The following is a 17,898-nucleotide window of genomic DNA, read 5'->3' as shown; positions in this document are numbered from 1 at the left end:
CACGCCAGAGGGAGGCATGGGCATCATGACCGGGGGAATACACAAAGATGGATGTTACAGGACCGCGGGGGCGGTTACTGGCTTCACGACGCGCCATGCTCGGCCTTGCGGGGATGGCGGCGGGATCGACCCTGCTGCCCTTGCGCGCGGGACGGGCGGACACGGGGCGGGTGCCACGCCCGTCAATCGCACCAGCGGACGCACTGATTGCCTTTGGCCATACCGGCCCGATCACCGATGGGGGATGGAGCATGGTGCATAACCGTGGCGTGCAGGCCGTGCGGCAGGCATTCCCGGGAATCCGCACCGTTTATGTCGAAAGCGTCCCTTATTCCGCCGATGCGACGCGCATCTTTCGCCAGTTCGTGGCGGAAGGGGCGAACATGGTGTTCGCAACATCGGAATATGGTGATTTCATCAAGGACGTATCCGAGCGCGCACCTGACGTCGCCTTCATGGAATGCGATGGCAATTCCCTGACATCCAACCTTGGCTGGTATTATGTCAGCCATTGGTACGCCAGCTATATCATCGGGATTGCCGCCGGCCTGCTGTCGAAAACCGGCAGGATCGGATTCCTGGGCGCGTTTCCCATCCCCTCGGTCTATGCCAGCGCGAATGCGACGCTGCTGGGCGCGCAATCGGTCAACCCGGCCATCACGTTGCAGGGCATCACCATCAATGCATGGTTCGACCCACAGGCCGCGACACAGGCGGCCACCGCACTGGTGGATAATGGGTGCGATTTCCTGTGCGGGATCATGGACGAACCGGCCTATCTGCGTGTCGCGGTGGCACGCGGTGTCAGGGCGGCGATGTGGAATACGGGGATGCTGCAATACGGACCGGACGCCTATGTCAGTTCGGTGGTGCTGGATTTCAACCAGTTCTATGTCGCGCAGGTGCGCGCCCTGCTGGAGGGGAGATGGCACCCTTCCGCCGCGTTCCTCACACTGGGCCATGGGGTGGATCGCGACAGGTGGGGCCCCACGGTGCCAGAGGCGGTCGCGCGACAGGCCGATGACATGCGCACACGCATGCTGGCGGGATATAACCCGTTTCGTGGCCCGATCCATGACAATCACGGGCGGCTGCGTGTGCCGGCGGGCGTGACACTGGATGATGAGCAGATCTATCACTGTGACTGGGCCGTGGCGGGGGTGTCGGGCCTTGGTTGACGTTTCCACGCGCCCGCCCCTTGCGCCGGGCACACCGCCGATCCTGCAACTGCGTGGCATCGGGAAGTTCTTTCCCGGCGTCATCGCCAACAGGGATGTGGATCTGGCGGTCTGGCCGGGGGAAATCCATGCCCTGCTGGGTGAAAATGGCGCGGGCAAATCAACCCTGATGAATGTCGTGACCGGCATTTACCAGCCAGAGGAAGGCGACATCCTGCTTGATGGCTACGGGCAGGTATTCAATTCCCCCCAGGAGGCGATCCGTGCGGGAATTGGCATGGTCCACCAGCATTTCAAGCTGGTACAGGCCTTCACCGTGGCGGAGAATATCCACCTTGGCTGGGACGAAGCGCCGCGCCTTGTCTCCGCCCGCGCGATGGAGGAACGCACGCGCGCCATCGCCGAACAGTTCGGGTTTCCCGTACGCCCCGATGCGCGCGTCAGCGACCTGTCCGCCGGGGAACAGCAGCGCGTGGAAATCCTGCGCGTACTGTCGCGCCGGGCGCGCCTGCTGATCATGGACGAACCGACCGCCGTGCTGGGGCCGGAGGAAACGCGCGAACTGTTCCGTGCGTTGCGTGCCTTTCGCGCGCAGGGGAACGCCGTCATCATCATCAGCCATAAGCTGGATGAAGTGATGGAAATTTCCGACCGCGTCACCATCCTGCGTGGCGGGCGCAGAATTGGCACGTTCGATACTGCCGCCTGCACCCCCGCCATGCTGGCGACCACCATGGTCGGGCGTGACATCATACGTCAGAACATGCGCACACGCCCCCCGGGCGCCCGGCCGGTCAGCGCCAGTCCCATCATGGGCCTGCGCAATGTCACGATACGCGATGCACGCGGTGTCGAAAGCCTGCGTGACGTGTCGCTGGACCTGCATGGGGGTGAAATCCTGGGTATCGCCGGGGTTGCAGGCAATGGGCAGCGCGAGTTGGCCGGGGTGCTGACGGGACTTCTGAAACCCGCCGTGGGACATGTCCTGCTGGATGGGACGGAGATGGAGCGCATCGACCCGGCCATCTTTGCCCATGCAGGGGTGGGCCATATTCCCGAAGACCGGTTGCGCAGCGCGCTGGCCCCTTCCCTGTCAATCACGGACAACATGGCGCTGCGCGAATATGCGACACCCCCGGTCGGGCGGCGCGGGCTGTATGACAGTACGGCCGCCGCCATGCTGGCGCGTGGGATTGCACAGGTCGCGCATGTCACCATCCCGGACTTTGCCATGCCGGTGCGCAACCTGTCGGGCGGTAACCAGCAACGCCTGGTCGCACGACGCGAAATCCGCATCGCCCATCGGGTGCTTGTCGCGGCCTATCCCGCGCGCGGGCTGGATATCGGCGCAATCGCCACCATGCTGTCCTACCTGACGGAACTGCGCGATCAGGGCGTGGGCGTGGTCTTCATTTCCGAAGACCTGGAAGACCTCCTCAACGTCTCGGACCGGATCGGGGTGATGTTCCATGGGCGCATGATGGCAGTGCTCGATGCCGCAGAAGCGGACATGGCGACGATCGGCCTGCTGATGGGGGGACGCGACCCGTCCAGCCTGCCAATGGGGAGGGACGGATCATGACCGCGCAGAACCGTTTCCAGCGCCTGCCCGTTGTCCCCGCCATGCGCCTGATGCTGTGGCGTGTGGGGGCGATCGTGTGCGCCCTGCTGATGACGGCGGGGATCCTTGCCCTGTCGGGATACAGTCCTGTCGATCTGGCGTTGCTGGTGATGCGTTCCACCATCGGTTCGCGCTTCGGGATGGAGGATCTGGCCCTGTTCATGTCACCGCTGCTGCTGACGGGGGCGGCGGTGACGGTATGCAGCCGTATCGGCCTGTGGAATATCGGCGCGGAGGGACAGTTCTATGCCGGGGCCATCGGCGCGGCGGCGGTTGGCCTGTTCATCCCGGCCCCAGCCATTGTGGTCCTGCCGCTGATGGCGATTGCCGGGATCGTGGCGGGGATGGGATGGATCGCAGTGCCAACCCTTGCGCGTGCCTATGCCGGGGTGAACGAGATCATCACCACGCTTTTGCTGAATTTCGTCGCGTCCCTGCTGACCTATTACCTGACGACCGGACCATGGCGTGACCGGGTGACGGGCGCGCAGGTCTCAAGCGCGCGCCTGCCGGTTTCCATCCCCGATATCTGGGGCGTGGTGCATTGGGGGTTCCCGCTCGGGCTGGGGATCGTGGCAATACTGGCATGGATCATGGCGCACACGCGCTGGGGATATGAAATCCGCATCGGCGGCGCAAACCCCGATGCCGCGCGTTATGCCGGGATCGCGGTGCGCGCACGCATCATCGCGGTCATGCTGCTGTCAGGCGGCCTTGCCGGATTGGCTGGCATGTTCGAACTTGCCGGGACGGTTCACCGGCTCCAGGGGGGGATGGCCAACAATTTCGGCTATCTGGGGATCGTGGTCGCCGTGCTGGCGCGCGGGTCGTGCCTGAATGTCATTCCTGCCGCCCTGCTGATGGCGTTCATCCTGGATGCCGGGATCGTGCTGCAGACGCAGCAGCTTACGGCATCGGTGGTGCTGGCGATCACGGGACTGATGCTGTTCATGATCGCGCTGGCGGACGAACTGGCCCATTACCGGCCCGTCGCCAGCCTTGCAAAGGAGACCGGGCCATGATCGCATTGCTGGGTGGTATGCTGGCGACGGCAGTACTGGCGGGGGGTGTCCTGACACTGGCCGCGTTGGGCGAGGTCATGGCCGAACGCGTGGGTGTCACCAATCTCGGGGTTGAAGGGCTGATGGCTCTGGGCGCGGTTGTTGCGATCATGGCGGTCGGCAGTACGCACAATCCGTGGGCCGGGCTGCTGGCGGCGGGACTGACCGGGGCGGTTGGCGGCATGGTGTTTGCGTTTGGCGCGGTCATCATGCGGGCGAACCAGGTGCTGTGCGGGCTGGCGGTCACGTTCATGGGACAGGGCCTGTCCACCGCGCTGGGACATGATTACGCGGGCCAGCCATCGGCCACTATGTTCGGCCATGTGGCCATACCCGTGCTGTCGAACATCCCGGTCATCGGGCCGGCATTGTTCGGGCAGAACATCTTGGTCATCCCGATTTATGTCATGCTGCCACTGCTGGTGCATTTCGTGATGTTCCGCACACGCCATGGCCTGAACATGCGTGCCGTGGGGGAAAATCCCGCCGCGGCGGATGCAGCGGGCATCCCGGTGATGGCCATGCGCTTTGGCTATGTCACGCTGGGCGGGGCGATGGCGGGAATGGCGGGTGGGTATCTGACGTTGACCTATGTTACGGTATGGTCCGAAGGCATGGTCGCGGGGCGCGGCTGGATCGCGCTGGCGCTGGTGATCTTTGCCGGGTATCGCCCCGTCATGGTGGCATGCGCCGCGTTGCTGTTCGGGTTGATTACCGCGCTGGCCTTTGTGGGGCAGGCACGTAACTGGCCCATAGACCCGGCATTCCTGAACATGCTGCCCTATCTTGGGACGGTGGCGTTCATCATCGTGCCGGTCGTGGTCTGGCACCGCATGCGCCGCATCATGGCAGCCCCCGCCGCACTGGCGCAGCCTTATTACCGCGACGTGCGATAAGGGGGCGACCCGAAATCATCCGGCCCTGGCAAAGGTTTTTTAATCTGGTGATGGCGCGCGCCCTGCACGCCCATCATGGCGGCCCGTTATGATGCAGCAGGTCCATCGAAATGGCCCGCGCATACGCCGCCGAGCCCAGCGTATCGGGAAACCGGCCAAGCAGCTTCATTTCGTCAATATATTGCGCAAGCTGTACACGTAGTTCAGCCCCCGTGGGGCAGATCCCCAGCACTTCATGACGCATCATCGCCATGATCCCTGCCTGCGCCATGCCATCAATGCGCCCATCAAGCAGGCCGGCCGTTTCAGGGATATGGGTTTTCAGCCATCGCGCAGCATCCTGCAATGCGACCACAAGGGCCGCCGCCGCGGCGGGTGAGTGTTCCAGCATCGCGTGTCCCACCCCCAGCGCAAGATTCGTGCGTTGCGCATAAAGCCCGTTCACACTGTTGACGAGTTCCCCCAGCCCAAGCGACGGATCATTAAGCAGACGCCATGCCAGCGGATCATGTACCGCCACGGCATCGACATCCCCGCCACGGATCGCCCCGTCCATGTCCTGCGGTGAGACGACACGCCATATCGGCCCGGTGTCGGGGTTCATCCCCTTGCGCCGCAGCACGACGGAAAAGAACAGCCGGTCCGCCATATCTGGATTGGTAATGGCGATACGCCGACCGACCATATCCTCCACCCGCGTCAATTTCAGGCGACGGCGCACCAGCAGACGGAACGTCCCGGCCTGCAACCCCATGACCAGCCGTGCCTGCACCTCCCCCTCATGCAGTTTGTCCAGCCACGACAGCACAGGGGCCACCGCCACACTGCTGCGCCCGGCCTGCAGGTCCCCAATCGCATCACGGCCCGTGACGCCCCCCTCCGTCAGACGCACATCCAGAAGATAACGTTCAAAAAATCCCTGCCGCTGCGCCACATTGAACAGGATGGAAATCGGCGCGGATGGCCAGGACAGGTCGATCTGGTGTGCCTGCCCATCAAGGACATCGCCCACATGCAGCCGCCCGGCGCGCCGACGCTGGGCGCGCCATTCCCACAGCCCCACCCCGGCAAGGACGCTCGCCCCGCCAAGCCCGGCCATGACCCTGCGACGCGGTATCACCGCCATGACTGCATTGGCACACCCATGTGACCCGCCATGTGATCCGCTCCTTTCCCATGATTTAACGCCATATCTACAGGATGTTATGGCACAGCCCGCCGATTTTGGGCATATGGCAAAAAAAGTGGAAAAAGGGGGTTTACGACCCCCAGCCACTGTGGCTATAAGCTGCTCACGCTGTTCCCGAATAGCTCAGTTGGTAGAGCAAGCGACTGTTAATCGCTGGGTCGTAGGTTCGAGTCCTACTTCGGGAGCCACGTTTCCTTATAATTCAGAAATATTGCCGCCATTCCATAAATATGGAATGCCTGTGAGCGCATGCCCCTGCTGAATGAGCGTCCAGCTTTGACGCACATCATTCATCCGCGCGCCTCCCCTCCCCCCTCTCTATTTCCGATCCCTGCTGTTGGGGTATGCAACCTCGTCCTGCATGCGGCGTTTGCCCAGAATACGATGCATGCCACCAACAGCCGTTACCACTCCGATATTCGGCCCCGATACCACATATGGCACCGGTCACGGCATCGCCGCCGCCAGTGCTGCGCCGGATGCGGATGGGATGCATTTCCGGTATGGAAAATGGTCAGGAATATGTTCCTACAATAAATAGTTTCCATGCTTCCGACACGTTTGACATATTAACGCCATATTCATAATCGACCTTACGTCTTGAAATAACAAGGCTTCGTCCTTCATGGGCAAGATCGAAAAAACGCCTATGTGATCATGCACTAATCGAACCTGACCAGAACGGCTCGCCTTTATGTTTCCTAAACCGGCACGTAATCCCCGGTGACATGCGCCCGATGTCTGACAAGGGTGCGGCCACGGGGCAAGGGAATAACTGAAATGTCCGCGACAGGTCCGCATCGGCTGCGAAAATCACAGCAGGTTTCCACCAATGTAGGGGTCGTGATCGTCGATGATGACAATGCGATCGTTGTCTTCAACGATATGGCCGAACATATGTCCGGGCATGCACGCGATGATGTCATGGGCCGCCACAGCAGCACCGTCCTGCCCATGGAAATCCAGACACCCCTTTCACAGTCGGGCGAAAAAGCAACCCAGCCCTTGCGCGGCGGCCTCCATACCCTGAGCATTACACGGCGCGACGGCACATGTTTCAATGCGGAGCTGGAAGTTTCATCACTTCAGATGCAAGGACGCCGCCTGCATGTCATTACGCTGCGTGATGTCTCCCCGGCGGAGGGGCATGTGCTGGGGGACGGGATCTGCGCGACCATCGTTCATGAAACCGATCGCGGCATCCTCGTTTTGGATGGGCAGAGCCGGATCATGCATGCCAACCCTGCCTTTGGCATCTTGTGCGGATATTCCGAAGATGAAGTCGCGGGAAACGATTTTTCCATTCTGTTTTCCGGTCATGGCCGTGACATCCGCACCCTGCAGCAATTCCGTCAACAGGTGGGCGAAGGCAACAGCTTTGAAATAGATATTCAGGCGCGCCGCCGCGATGGCACCAACATCTGGCTGCGCGCCGCCGCGACCCCTGTGCATGACGACCATGGTGCGCTGGAACAGACCATAATCATCCTCAGTGACGTCAGTCGCGACCGCGACCTGCGCTATCTGCAGCAGGACGTGGTGGAAGCCCTGGCGAGTGGGCTGTCACTGCGTGAAGTCATGGATTTCATATGCCGCCGCATTGAACGCATCGTCCCCGATGTGCAGGCGCTGGTGATGATGACCGAGGATGGCCAGGTCATGCACCCTATCGGCCGCGCCTCCCTGCCCAAGGCGGTGGTGGCGCAATATGACGGCGCGCGGATCGGCCCCGCCGCCGGGTCGTGCGGCACGGCAATCCACCGGCATGAGGAGGTGATCGTGCCGGATATCGCCACATCCCCCCTGTGGGCGGGGCTGGCGGATGTGCCACTTGACCATGGGCTGCGCGCCTGCTGGGCGCGGCCCATCATCCTGCGCGACGGACAGGTGGCCGGTGCGTTCACGCTTTTCTCCCCCACACCAGGCCATCCCAGCACCTGGTGCCGTCGCGTTGTCGGGGCATGTGTGCATCTGTGCATGCTGGCGATCGTGCAGGAACATGCCCGACAGTCCATAGACCGGCTGGCGCATTATGATGGCCTGACGGGGCTGCCGAACCGTGCATGGCTGCGGCATTACTGCACACAGGCGCGGCAGCATTCCCTTGCACGGGTCATTATGGTCCTTAACCTGGACCGTTTCCAGAAAATCAACGAAGCAATGGGCCATGCGGCGGGCGACACATTGTTGATGGAGGTGGCGCGCCGCCTGCGCCATGCCCTGCTGCCTGATGACATCCTGACGCGCACCGATGGCGACGAATTCGTCATTGTCACGGAAACCGCCCCACAACAGGCCGCCGTACAGGCGGAACGGCTGCTGCGGATACTTGATGCCCCCCTTATGATCGAGCAGGTCGAGCTTCGTCCCAGCGCCAGTATCGGCATCAGCATCAGCGATGGCACCGACCCATCGGACGAGATGAAGACGGTGATGAAGCACGCCTATTCCGCCCTGTCACAGGCCAAGGAAGCAGGGCGCAACTGCTATCGTTTCTTCAGCCCCGAAATGAATCGCGCGGCGGAGGACCGCATCACCCTTGCCGCGGCACTGCGTCGTGCCATCAGGGAAGACCGCTTGAGCCTTGTCTATCAGCCACAGGTCATGACCGGCAGCAGACACCTGCATGGGGTGGAGGCGCTGGCGCGCTGGATCGACCCGGAACTTGGCTTCATCTCTCCCGGGCGCTTCATCCCGCTGGCGGAGGAAACGGGACAGATCGAGATCCTGGGCGAATGGTCATTGCGTACGGCATGTCGGCAGATGACATCGTGGATGATGCACGGCATCGACATCCCCATCGTATCCGTCAACCTGTCGGCCATCCATTTCCGCGACCGCAACCTGCCTGATACCATCGCGCGCATCATGCATGAAACCGGGATGCCACCGGAACGGCTGACGATAGAGTTGACCGAAAGCACCATGATCGACAATTTCGAACAGACGGTCGAAATCGTCACCGCCATCCGCGAACTGGGCTGTGGTGTATCGATGGATGATTTCGGCACCGGTTTTTCCAGCCTGTCGAACCTTGCCAGCCTGCCCGTCAGCGAAGTCAAGATTGACCAGAGCTTCATGAAAGGGTTCGAAGAACCCGCGGGCAAGGTCTATTCAGTGGTGCGCGCCATCGTGCGCATCGGGCAAAGCCTGGGCATGACCGTGGTGGCGGAAGGTGTCGAAACGCAGGCCCAATACCAGCTCCTCCGGGCGATGCAGTGCGATGTCATACAGGGCTATCTCTTTTCGCGCCCGCTCTCCCCCACTGACCTTGCACAATGGTGCATCACCGCCACCCCACGGAACGCGCAGGCGGTGACATGCATGAACGTCCCCCCCGCCCCACGACAGGCCAAGGCCGCACAGGCATGAAGCAGCATAAGGTCATGCTGGGCGAACGCGTTCTGTATCAGGCGGCCCAGCTTTCACATGCCCAACGCTTTGCCGCCGCGCGCCGGGCCGAAGGACTGGATTGCCACGTCGTGCCCGATACCACGACACGCACAAAGCGCGTACGGATCAACGCGCTGACGGGAAAGCCATATTCCGGCCGGATGCCTGAAGGATAATTTCCTTACAAAAAAGAATAAGACAGAACTGAATATCGAATATAACCCGACCAACCCGGTACGCGTTGTGTCACCAACCCACGCTGGAGCCGCAAGCCCTCAGCCATGGCTGGAACGACAATAGAGCGCAACCATGTCAGACGCGTCCTGCGAACACCCCGTCTTTCACATCCTGGAAACCGGCATCCCACAATGGGTGCATGTCAGCCTGTCCCGCCAATATGCGCATATCCTTGACGAACCGGTGCCGGCGGAACTGCTGGCCCTGCTTATGCCCGAAGGACAGTTGGCAACAGATGCGCCCACCCTCGCCGACACATCCCCCCATGAAATGGCTGCCAGCATCCATGCCTGCGCGGTGGCATGAAGCATCACCGGCCACCCCATGGACGGCTGAACCAAACCTGTTGATAAAATAATAAAAATTTTAGGCCCCCTCCGCCCCAAAATAACGGCGGGCAATGTGGGTTTAAAGAAACCTCCGGAAACTTGCTGGTTTTACAACATGTTTCGCAGGCAACCCGTACAGGCAGCCTCCAGGTTCGCCATCATCCAGACGACACCATAATCACGCCCCGGCAGGCGACCTTCCATATGACGCGCACCTTCTATCGCCATTGTACGGCAGACCGTGTAAAACCACGTCATCACCCAGATGGAAGATCCATATGCCGACTGTTCGCTGGAATATTGCTGTTTCACCAGATGTGGATCCATCCATCCGCAGACATCACACCATTAGCCACAAAAGTCGTAATACCCCCAGCCTGCATCTGAAAGACTGGACCCTTGCGCAATGACCGACATCTGCAAGGTTCTGATGATCTTTCCCCTTTTCAATGCAGGATCATTCTGGAATTACAAGGAAGCCTGTGATCTGACCGGTGCGCGTTATCCGGCCGCGCCGCTTGGCCTGATTACGGTTGCGGCCCTGCTGCCCAAAGAATGGGATGTCAGGCTGGTCAATCGCAATACCGAAGACCTGAGCGATGAGGACTTCCGCTGGGCCGACATGGTGATGACCGGCGGGATGCTGCCACAGCGTAATGACACGCAGCATATCATCGACCTCTGCCGCGCCAGCAACAAGCCGGTGGTCGTTGGCGGGCCCGATGTCACATCCAGTCCCGCCCTGTATGGCAATGCGAATTTCCAGGTCCTGGGCGAGGCCGAGGAAATCATGGGCGATTTCATCGCGGCATGGCGCCGCGGCGCGCGGGAGGGCACTTTTCAGGCCCCCATGGGCAAGACCGACGTCACTAAAAGCCCGCTTCCCCGCTTTGACCTGCTGAAACTGGACCAGTATCTTCATGTCGGGGTCCAGTTTTCACGCGGGTGCCCGTTCAGTTGCGAATTCTGCGATATCATCGAACTGTATGGCCGCGTGCCGCGCACCAAGACGAATGCGCAGGTCATGGCCGAACTCGATGCGCTGTATAACCTTGGCTATCGCGGCCATGTGGATTTTGTCGATGACAACCTGATCGGCAACAAAAAGGCGCTCAAGAAGTTCCTGCCGGACCTGAAACGCTGGCAGGCCGAAAGGAAATTCCCGTTCGAGTTCTCGACCGAAGCCTCCATCAACCTTGCCGATGACCCAGACCTTCTGCATAGCCTGTCGGATACGAATTTCTTTGCGATCTTCGTCGGGATCGAAAGCCCGGATACCGATACGCTTGTCATGACGCAGAAAAAGCAGAATACAAGGCGCAGCCTGCAACAGAGCATCGAGACAATCCACAGGGCCGGTATTTTCGTAAATGCGGGGTTCATCGTCGGCTTTGACAGCGAAAAGAGCAGCGTCGCCGCCGGCATGATCGCATGTATCGAGGATACGGCAATCCCGGTCTGCATGGTCGGGCTGCTTTATGCCCTGCCCACGACGCAACTGACACGCCGCCTGCTGGCCGAAGGACGCCTTTTCCCCGCCGATGACCAGACGCAGTCGGGGGACCAGTGTACGGCGGGCCTGAATTTCGAAACGAAACGGCCACGTCGGGATGTGCTCAATGATTACCGGACGGTGCTTAAGGCGATCTATGACCCGGTGGCCTATTTCGGCCGGGTGCGCCGCCTGGGCCGGATGCTGAAGCGGGAGCGCGCGCACCGGATGATCAAGGGCGACCTGCGCAGTTTCGCCCGCCTGATACTGCGCATACACCGCGCAGGACCCGGCACGGCCGGACAGTTCTGGCGCATGCTGATCGACTGTGCCCTGCATAATCCCAAGGCCGTGCCCTATGTTATCATGACAAGCGCCCTCTATCTCCATCTCGGTCCGTTCTCACGGCAGGTCATCGCAGAAATCGATCGTGAAATCGCAAATGTCGATCAGGGGCGATGGCACGCCCCCGTGCCGCAGAAATCACCGGCCCCCATGCCCGTATCCGTACCAGCCTGAACCCGCGGGAATCACAAAGGCGGCCTGCCAAGGCGGGGCCGTCAACCTGCTGAAGCCATAAAGGTCTTTGTGAAGGTTGCACCGCATGTCGATCGGGCCGTCATGCAGTGCTGCATGGCGGGAGAGTGACAAACATGGCCGATACACTGCGGCCCAACATCGCAGGAACCAGAATGGTGGACCTCACTTTCAGGCAGGTTGATGTCTTTGCCGCCGAACCCTTCAGGGGAAATCCCCTCGCCGTGATTGCCGGAGCGGATGGGCTGTCTGATGAACAGATGGCGCAGATCGCAAACTGGACCAATCTTAGTGAGACGACCTTCCTCCTTGATCCGGTACACCCGGATGCCGATTATCGTGTGCGTATCTTCACCCCGCACGCCGAACTTCCCTTTGCTGGACATCCGACACTTGGCACCGCGCATGTCTGGCGTTCTTTGGGCGGCGTTTCAAAAACCGGCCTGATCGTACAGGAATGCGGTGCGGGCCTTGTCCCGGTAAGACTGCACGAAGACCGTCTGGCCTTTGCCGCCCCGCCGCGGCGCCGTGCCGGCCCCGCCGATCATGCAGACCTGATGCCTGCACTCCTTGCCCTGCGCCTTGCCCCTGCGGATATTCTGGATGCCCAATGGGGGGATAATGGCCCGGGATGGCTGGTGCTGCGATTGCGCAGTTGCGCCGATGTGCTGGCCCTTCGACCGGATTGGCAGGCACTGAAGGGACAGATGATCGGGGTGGTTGGGGCATGTGACACAACGGACGATGCCGAGTTCGAAGTCCGTGCCTTTGCCGGGATCGGACAGGGGTGGGAAGACCCCGTTACGGGAAGCCTGAATGCCGCGATCGCCCAATGGCTGATCGAAAGCGGAACCGCACCCCCACAATATGTCACCCGTCAGGGCACCGCCCTGGGCCGGGCGGGCCGCGTCTTTGTGCATGAGGTTGATGGGACGATCTGGATCGGGGGAAATGTCGTCACCCGCATTGCGGGCACTATTGCCATATGAATATTGTTTGTGGCCGGAAATCCCACGATCATATGGGACCAACTCATTGATAATAAAATAAAAAATCCACAGGCGATGTCTTTCGCATCTTTGGGGAGAATCCCCAACACTCGCTTCATAATGGATCATGCTGCAAAGGGACTACGTTCAGCCCATGCACCCGCATGATCGGGGAATTTCACGGCCAGAACATTGAAAAATGGCACGCCCTGTTGGACATAATTGCCGCCACTCATCCGAGGAAAGCCATGACCGACCTGTTCTCCACCTTCGATCTTGCCGGCACGACGCTGGCCAACCGCATCGTGATGGCGCCTATGACCCGCTCCCGCGCGCCCAATGACATCGCAACCGACACGATCGCTCTCTACTATGCACAGCGCGCAACGGCAGGGCTGATCGTCAGCGAAGGCACACCAATCTCGCGCGAGGGGCAGGGCTATCTGTTTAATCCGGGAATCTTCACGCCAGAACAGATAGCCGGATGGCGACTGACCACCCAGTCCGTCCATTCGTTAGGTGGCCGGATATTCGCGCAGCTCTGGCATGTTGGCCGCGTCTCCCATCCGTCAATCCAGACCGATGGCGCGACACCCGTCAGCGCGAGTTCGTTAATCGCGAAGGGCGCGACGGCGTTCGGCTATGACGAGGATGGCAAGCCAGGCTTCGTGGCACCCCCGGCGCCCCGTCAGCTCGCTACCGGAGAAGTATCGCGTATCGTCGGGGATTTCGCCACCGCTGCCGCCAATGCGATCGACGCGGGCTTTGATGGTGTCGAGATCCATGGCGCCAACGGCTACCTGCTTGAGCAATTCCTCAACCCAACCGTCAATGATCGAACCGATCGCTATTCTGCCGACACGCTGGAAAATCGGCTGCGCTTCGTTCTCGAAGTGGTTGATGCCGTAATCGCGCGCATCGGCGCCCAGCGTACGGGAATTCGTCTGTCCCCTTTCGGCAAGCTGTTTGACATGGCACATTACGATGCAATCGAGGAAACCTATGCTGCACTGATGGCGGCTTTAGGTCGGCGTCGGATCGCTTACGTTCACATCATGGACCAGACCGGCTTTTTCTATGACGAGGGATCGACGGTCCCGGTATCGGATCGAATCCACGCCCTGATGCGTCAAGCCCGCCCGCATTTGTCGACGACGGCACTGATCCTGGCCGGGGGCATGACGCGGGAACGTGCCGAAACCCTGATCGCGGATGGCACTATCGACCTGGCGGCCTTCGGGCAGCCTTTTATTTCGAACCCGGATCTGGTGGCACGACTGCAGAATGGTTGGCCACTGGCGACACCCGATCGTGCAACGTACTATGGCGGCGATACGAAGGGGTTTGTCGATTATCCTGCTTTCGAAGACCAATGAGACAAAGAATGATCGGGTTAATCCCCGATCATTCCTTTACAGACCCAATCTCAAGAGCAATCGCAGCGCTTCACGTATCTGGAGCTCTCCCTCGACCTCTGCGATGAGTTCCGTGACCAGGGGCTGATCGACAGGATGCTCGCGGCACTGGTGGCGATTGAACAGCAGGGCGTCGATGAGGAGGAGGTCCGGGAGATCTGCTCGCTACTCGAGAGGTCCGCGATGACGCTTCTGCCGACCGAGGTCGAGACCCGCGTCCGGTCCGTCGCCACGGAGGCTGCCGCCACTATGCTCGAGAAGAAGGCGATGTGTTTGCCGCTCGAGGACATCGAGAGCATGGACGAGGCGCTGTTCACGCACGGCAACGATCAAGAGCGGGCCGCCATCGCCGTCCAATCCGCCATGTGGACCTTCACACGCAGCGTGGATAGCGACCTTGAGGCGATCACAACCCTCGATGACCTCGACGAGTTCGAGAGGAGTGTGCTCGCACTGATGGAGAGGCGCGGGTTCCCGGCCGACACGGTAAAGCGCGACATCCGATGGCGGCGGGAGGCTGCACCGATCGGGCCGGACGGCGATGCGATGCCCGCCGCCATGTCGTCGGACGACGGTTGCTGCGGGGCGACGCGATCTGTGAAAAGCGAGACCATGACCGCAGATTTCAGGGGGTTGTCGAGGGCCAGATCGCTGGACACGACAGGCCAGTCGCCGCGCGCCGCGCGGACGTTCCATGTGATGGCGATGTCCATTGTTTTTCCTTGGGAGTGGGATGCGTTGACTCGCGACGGGGCCGCCCGGCGTGCTATCGTGTATTCGGAAGGGGATCGACGCAGGCCCCATCATGCTCGATATGCGAGAGGCACCAGGGCGGGTAATGGGAAGGGCATCGTGAATGCCGACAGTTCTTCGTATCGGTGGATACCGGTTCTTTTTCTACAGCATGGAGGGAAACGAACCGCCCCATATCCATGTTGAATCGGGAGAGAATGTTGCAAAATACTGGCTGGAACCTGTTGCCCTGGCGATGAATGACGGGTTCAGGTCGCATGAACTGACCAAGCTACGGATGCTGGTTATTGAACATAGAGATGCGTTCAGGGAGGCATGGAATGCCCATTTTGGCAGCTAGGTTTGATCCGACCGCCACCGATGTGCGGATGGATGGCAGTATTCTTCATGTCGTCATGGCGGATGGGCGTGAACTGTCCGTTCCGCTGGAATGGTTCCCGCGCCTGCGCGATGCATCGCCGGAACAGCGCGCGCACTGGCGCTTTATCGGACGCGGCAAAGGCATCCATTGGCCCGACGTGGACGAGGATATTTCCATCGCCAGCCTGCTGCGCCTGTCCTGACCCTTAGACAGGTGGTCCGGTGTCCGCGCCATCATTGCCATTCGAATGGGCGTGGTCGGTCAATTTCACGCCCTGCGCCACGACCTCATTGCCGGTGATGGTGCCGCTGACCGTCAGGTCACCCGTGGCTGCGGTTTTTCCGTTGGCAGGCACGATTGCAATCGACCCGTCCGCCTTCAGCCAGATCCGGCTGCCGGTGGACGGGTGAAACAGGCAGACGTCGCCCGGTTGCAGGTCCTTCGGCCTGCCGCGCTGGTCCCCCGTGGCAATGACGACGCCGCGCGTGCGGTCGCCGCCCATGAATGCGACGACCAGGTCAGATCCGGGAACCGGGCGGCTGGCCAGCCCGTATTCCTGCATGACCGGCACGTCCGAACGCAGTTCCTGACCTGACAGAACCACCTGCACGGTGGGGGTGGCGGGCGTTTCGTTCGTGTCCGCCGTCTGTCGCCCGATCCCGAATACCATCATCACGCGGCGCGCCGTGCGCATCAGGGGGACGGTCATTGGGCGGTTCCGTCCAGCGGCGGCAGGTCCTCGGTCTGAATGGAATGGTCCACGTCGGCCTGCGCACTATTCAGCGCCTGGATGAACCTGTCCGCCAGCACCGGATTGAGCAGCGGTTCTGGCGAGAATGCCGAGGGTGGCATAAGGACGACATCGGCATGGGTGCCGTCCTCGACCGTCTGGCGCAGGGTCAATTCCCCAATCAGCATATCTGGCCCGATGCCATTGCGCCCCGTAACAGGAACGCGCGTGTTGGGAAGCCAGAGCTGTCCAGATGCATCACGCCAACTGTCGGCCGTCAGCGTGATGGGATAGGCACGCCCATACCGGCGGTTGACCTCCCACTGCGCACGCTGCTGACAGACTTTATTGTTCTCGTCCCCATTTTCGACCGGAATGAACATGGTGCGCCTGCGTGGCACGCCGGGGTCTGTGGCCTCGATGCCCACGGTCAGGGCGGACATCTGGCTTTCCAGCGCATTCACGTTCGGGTCGGTGAACAGGGAGACGGTATTCTGGTTTATGGCGATGACACTGGAATACCGGCCGCCAAGGCTGCGTACGATTTGGGCGCGTTCGATGTTCCGTCCCACGGTAAACCCGCTGGCGGCGCGGCGCGTGCCCACACCGGACATGCAGATATTGCCGTCAGGCTGGTCATAGAACAGAACACCGGCCAGCCGACACAGGCGTTCGATCACCTCGTACGCGGTTTCCGTCATGATGATGGAAAACGCGAGGATATCGGTATTGCCTGCGTCATTGACGGAAATCACGTCAATGTTAACGCGGCGGGCCACAGCCCGGGCGATCGCCAGCACGTTGGTACTGTTCATCTGGAACGTCGTGAACTCCGCAGCACATTCCACCAGATCGACACTTTTCGAGGCGATCTGCACCTCGATCAGGTGATCTTCCGGCCCAAGGTCCTCGATAACCGTGATGACATAGCCGGTGAACACCAGATCGGACCCGATATAGACCTGACAGGTGTCGCCGGGATTTATTGTATCGGCCCCGGCAGCGGATGCGCGGGCGGCGGTCATGCCGAGCGCCGCCGTCCAGGGCATGATTTCGACCCCCAGCCGCAGCACGGCGGACGTCCAGTTCGTGATCTGGCGCGATGTGCCGCCACCGGTCACGATGATCGAGACCTGGTCGGACGGCGCGTTATCCCAGCCGAGGAAATCGGATATTGCGCTCAGCGTACCATTCATGACGAAAGGGCCTCGAAACTGGTGGGCATGAATGCCGGGTGGATGGGGTTGGCGCGGCGGATCAGGTCGGGCGCGCGCGCGCCATTGGCATAAAGCTGCTGTGCCAGCACCAGCGCAGGCAGCGGGGCGTTGCGGGTAACCGTAATCACATCCGGCAGGCGCGCCCCCCGGTTGGCCAGGTCCTGCAACACCTGTGCGCGCAGCGACCGCAGCGCCTGGAACGTGGCGTCGCTGCCCGCGTCGGCCGCCGCCGTGGCCGCGTCATCAAGAAGCGTGCCGATGCGCAGCCGCATCACCTGCGCATCGTTGGCGGATGAGGGTTGCCAGTCCGCACAGGCATTGGCGAGCGACAGCAGGGCGGCCTGCCGGCACAGCGTTGCAGTCGCGGCCTGTGCCGTTGCGATTGCCCCGCCGATCGGGGCGTCGGATACCACCACCGATGCGCCATATGCGGCCAGCGGGGCCAGGACCGCGATCTGCCCCGCCGGATCCGCCACCGACATCCGTCGCCGTCACCTTGC

At 61.3% G+C, this 17,898-nt stretch carries 17 protein-coding genes, 1 tRNA gene and 1 pseudogene; 15 read left to right on the top strand and 4 right to left on the bottom strand.

Features of this window, described 5'->3' with window-relative positions:
* Positions 1–47: 47 nt before the first annotated feature.
* From IFJ82_RS06395 to IFJ82_RS06380, 4 genes are read left to right on the top strand one after another with little or no spacing between them, the layout of a single operon-like run.
* A complete protein-coding gene (locus IFJ82_RS06395; RefSeq protein WP_192266011.1) occupies positions 48–1,178 on the top strand; it encodes a BMP family ABC transporter substrate-binding protein in 1,131 nt (376 codons plus the stop codon).
* A complete protein-coding gene (locus IFJ82_RS06390; RefSeq protein WP_003620588.1) occupies positions 1,171–2,760 on the top strand; it encodes an ABC transporter ATP-binding protein in 1,590 nt (529 codons plus the stop codon). Before IFJ82_RS06395 ends, IFJ82_RS06390 begins: the two co-directional genes overlap by 8 nt.
* Positions 2,757–3,821 carry an ABC transporter permease gene (locus IFJ82_RS06385; RefSeq protein WP_192266009.1) on the top strand — a complete coding sequence of 355 codons (1,065 nt, stop codon included), beginning with the start codon at positions 2,757–2,759 and terminating at the stop codon, positions 3,819–3,821. Before IFJ82_RS06390 ends, IFJ82_RS06385 begins: the two co-directional genes overlap by 4 nt.
* Positions 3,818–4,756, top strand: coding sequence for an ABC transporter permease (locus tag IFJ82_RS06380; protein WP_192266007.1), 939 nt, complete (start codon positions 3,818–3,820; stop codon positions 4,754–4,756). The genes IFJ82_RS06385 and IFJ82_RS06380 overlap by 4 nt, the downstream gene beginning before the upstream one ends.
* A gap of 73 nt (positions 4,757–4,829) precedes the next feature.
* Here IFJ82_RS06380 and IFJ82_RS06375 read toward each other — a convergent pair whose 3' ends face one another.
* The gene (locus tag IFJ82_RS06375) at positions 4,830–5,882 is read right to left on the bottom strand and encodes an ABC transporter substrate-binding protein (RefSeq protein WP_062809055.1); all 1,053 of its coding nucleotides are present in this window, start codon (positions 5,880–5,882) and stop codon (positions 4,830–4,832) included.
* A gap of 175 nt (positions 5,883–6,057) precedes the next feature.
* On the opposite strand from IFJ82_RS06375, the gene IFJ82_RS06370 reads away from it, so the two are divergent.
* From IFJ82_RS06370 to IFJ82_RS06325, 11 genes and pseudogenes are all read left to right on the top strand, one after another.
* Positions 6,058–6,133: transfer RNA gene (locus IFJ82_RS06370), tRNA-Asn, on the top strand.
* Between the two features lie 592 nt (positions 6,134–6,725).
* Entirely contained in the window at positions 6,726–9,317 is a 2,592-nt protein-coding gene (locus IFJ82_RS06365) for an EAL domain-containing protein (RefSeq protein WP_075624107.1), read from the top strand.
* The gene (locus tag IFJ82_RS06360; protein ID WP_003620601.1) at positions 9,314–9,514 is read left to right on the top strand and encodes a hypothetical protein; all 201 of its coding nucleotides are present in this window, start codon (positions 9,314–9,316) and stop codon (positions 9,512–9,514) included. Before IFJ82_RS06365 ends, IFJ82_RS06360 begins: the two co-directional genes overlap by 4 nt.
* Positions 9,515–9,647: 133 nt before the next feature.
* Positions 9,648–9,881, top strand: coding sequence for a hypothetical protein (locus tag IFJ82_RS06355; RefSeq protein WP_192266005.1), 234 nt, complete (start codon positions 9,648–9,650; stop codon positions 9,879–9,881).
* 429 nt (positions 9,882–10,310) lie between these two features.
* Positions 10,311–11,246, top strand: a pseudogene (locus IFJ82_RS15980) (B12-binding domain-containing radical SAM protein); the annotation flags it as partial.
* 81 nt (positions 11,247–11,327) lie between these two features.
* Positions 11,328–11,915: a DUF4070 domain-containing protein gene (locus IFJ82_RS15975; RefSeq protein ID WP_408901711.1), complete on the top strand. Its 588-nt coding sequence runs from the start codon at positions 11,328–11,330 to the stop codon at positions 11,913–11,915.
* A 134-nt stretch (positions 11,916–12,049) separates the two neighbouring features.
* The gene (locus tag IFJ82_RS06345) at positions 12,050–12,922 is read left to right on the top strand and encodes a PhzF family phenazine biosynthesis protein (RefSeq protein ID WP_192266002.1); all 873 of its coding nucleotides are present in this window, start codon (positions 12,050–12,052) and stop codon (positions 12,920–12,922) included.
* 248 nt (positions 12,923–13,170) lie between these two features.
* Positions 13,171–14,298: an alkene reductase gene (locus IFJ82_RS06340; RefSeq protein ID WP_192266000.1), complete on the top strand. Its 1,128-nt coding sequence runs from the start codon at positions 13,171–13,173 to the stop codon at positions 14,296–14,298.
* Between the two features lie 135 nt (positions 14,299–14,433).
* A complete protein-coding gene (locus IFJ82_RS06335; protein WP_192265998.1) occupies positions 14,434–15,276 on the top strand; it encodes a hypothetical protein in 843 nt (280 codons plus the stop codon).
* Complete coding sequence (locus IFJ82_RS06330) at positions 15,194–15,430, top strand: DUF4160 domain-containing protein (protein WP_003620665.1); 237 nt, start codon at positions 15,194–15,196, stop codon at positions 15,428–15,430. The genes IFJ82_RS06335 and IFJ82_RS06330 overlap by 83 nt, the downstream gene beginning before the upstream one ends.
* Complete coding sequence (locus IFJ82_RS06325) at positions 15,411–15,653, top strand: DUF2442 domain-containing protein (RefSeq protein ID WP_003620666.1); 243 nt, start codon at positions 15,411–15,413, stop codon at positions 15,651–15,653. The genes IFJ82_RS06330 and IFJ82_RS06325 overlap by 20 nt, the downstream gene beginning before the upstream one ends.
* A 3-nt stretch (positions 15,654–15,656) precedes the next feature.
* Here the strand turns inward: IFJ82_RS06325 and IFJ82_RS06320 are convergent, their stop codons facing one another.
* Genes IFJ82_RS06320 through IFJ82_RS06310 form a run of 3 tightly spaced genes read right to left on the bottom strand, consistent with a single transcriptional unit; the run spans position 15,657 to position 17,880 of the window.
* Positions 15,657–16,160: a phage baseplate assembly protein domain-containing protein gene (locus IFJ82_RS06320; RefSeq protein ID WP_075632595.1), complete on the bottom strand. Its 504-nt coding sequence runs from the start codon at positions 16,158–16,160 to the stop codon at positions 15,657–15,659.
* Positions 16,157–17,377, bottom strand: a complete 1,221-nt coding sequence (locus IFJ82_RS06315) for a phage baseplate assembly protein (protein ID WP_192265996.1) — start codon at positions 17,375–17,377, stop codon at positions 16,157–16,159. The genes IFJ82_RS06320 and IFJ82_RS06315 overlap by 4 nt, the downstream gene beginning before the upstream one ends.
* Positions 17,374–17,880 (bottom strand): hypothetical protein, encoded by a 507-nt coding sequence (locus IFJ82_RS06310; RefSeq protein ID WP_225578801.1) that lies wholly within the window; start codon positions 17,878–17,880, stop codon positions 17,374–17,376. Before IFJ82_RS06310 ends, IFJ82_RS06315 begins: the two co-directional genes overlap by 4 nt.
* Positions 17,881–17,898: the final 18 nt, after the last annotated feature.

Origin of the sequence: Novacetimonas hansenii, from assembly GCF_014843995.1 — a bacterium.
GTDB lineage: Bacteria > Pseudomonadota > Alphaproteobacteria > Acetobacterales > Acetobacteraceae > Novacetimonas > Novacetimonas hansenii.
The sequence above is the reverse complement of the archived record's forward strand: the minus strand, read 5'-3'. Positions and strand labels throughout refer to the sequence as shown.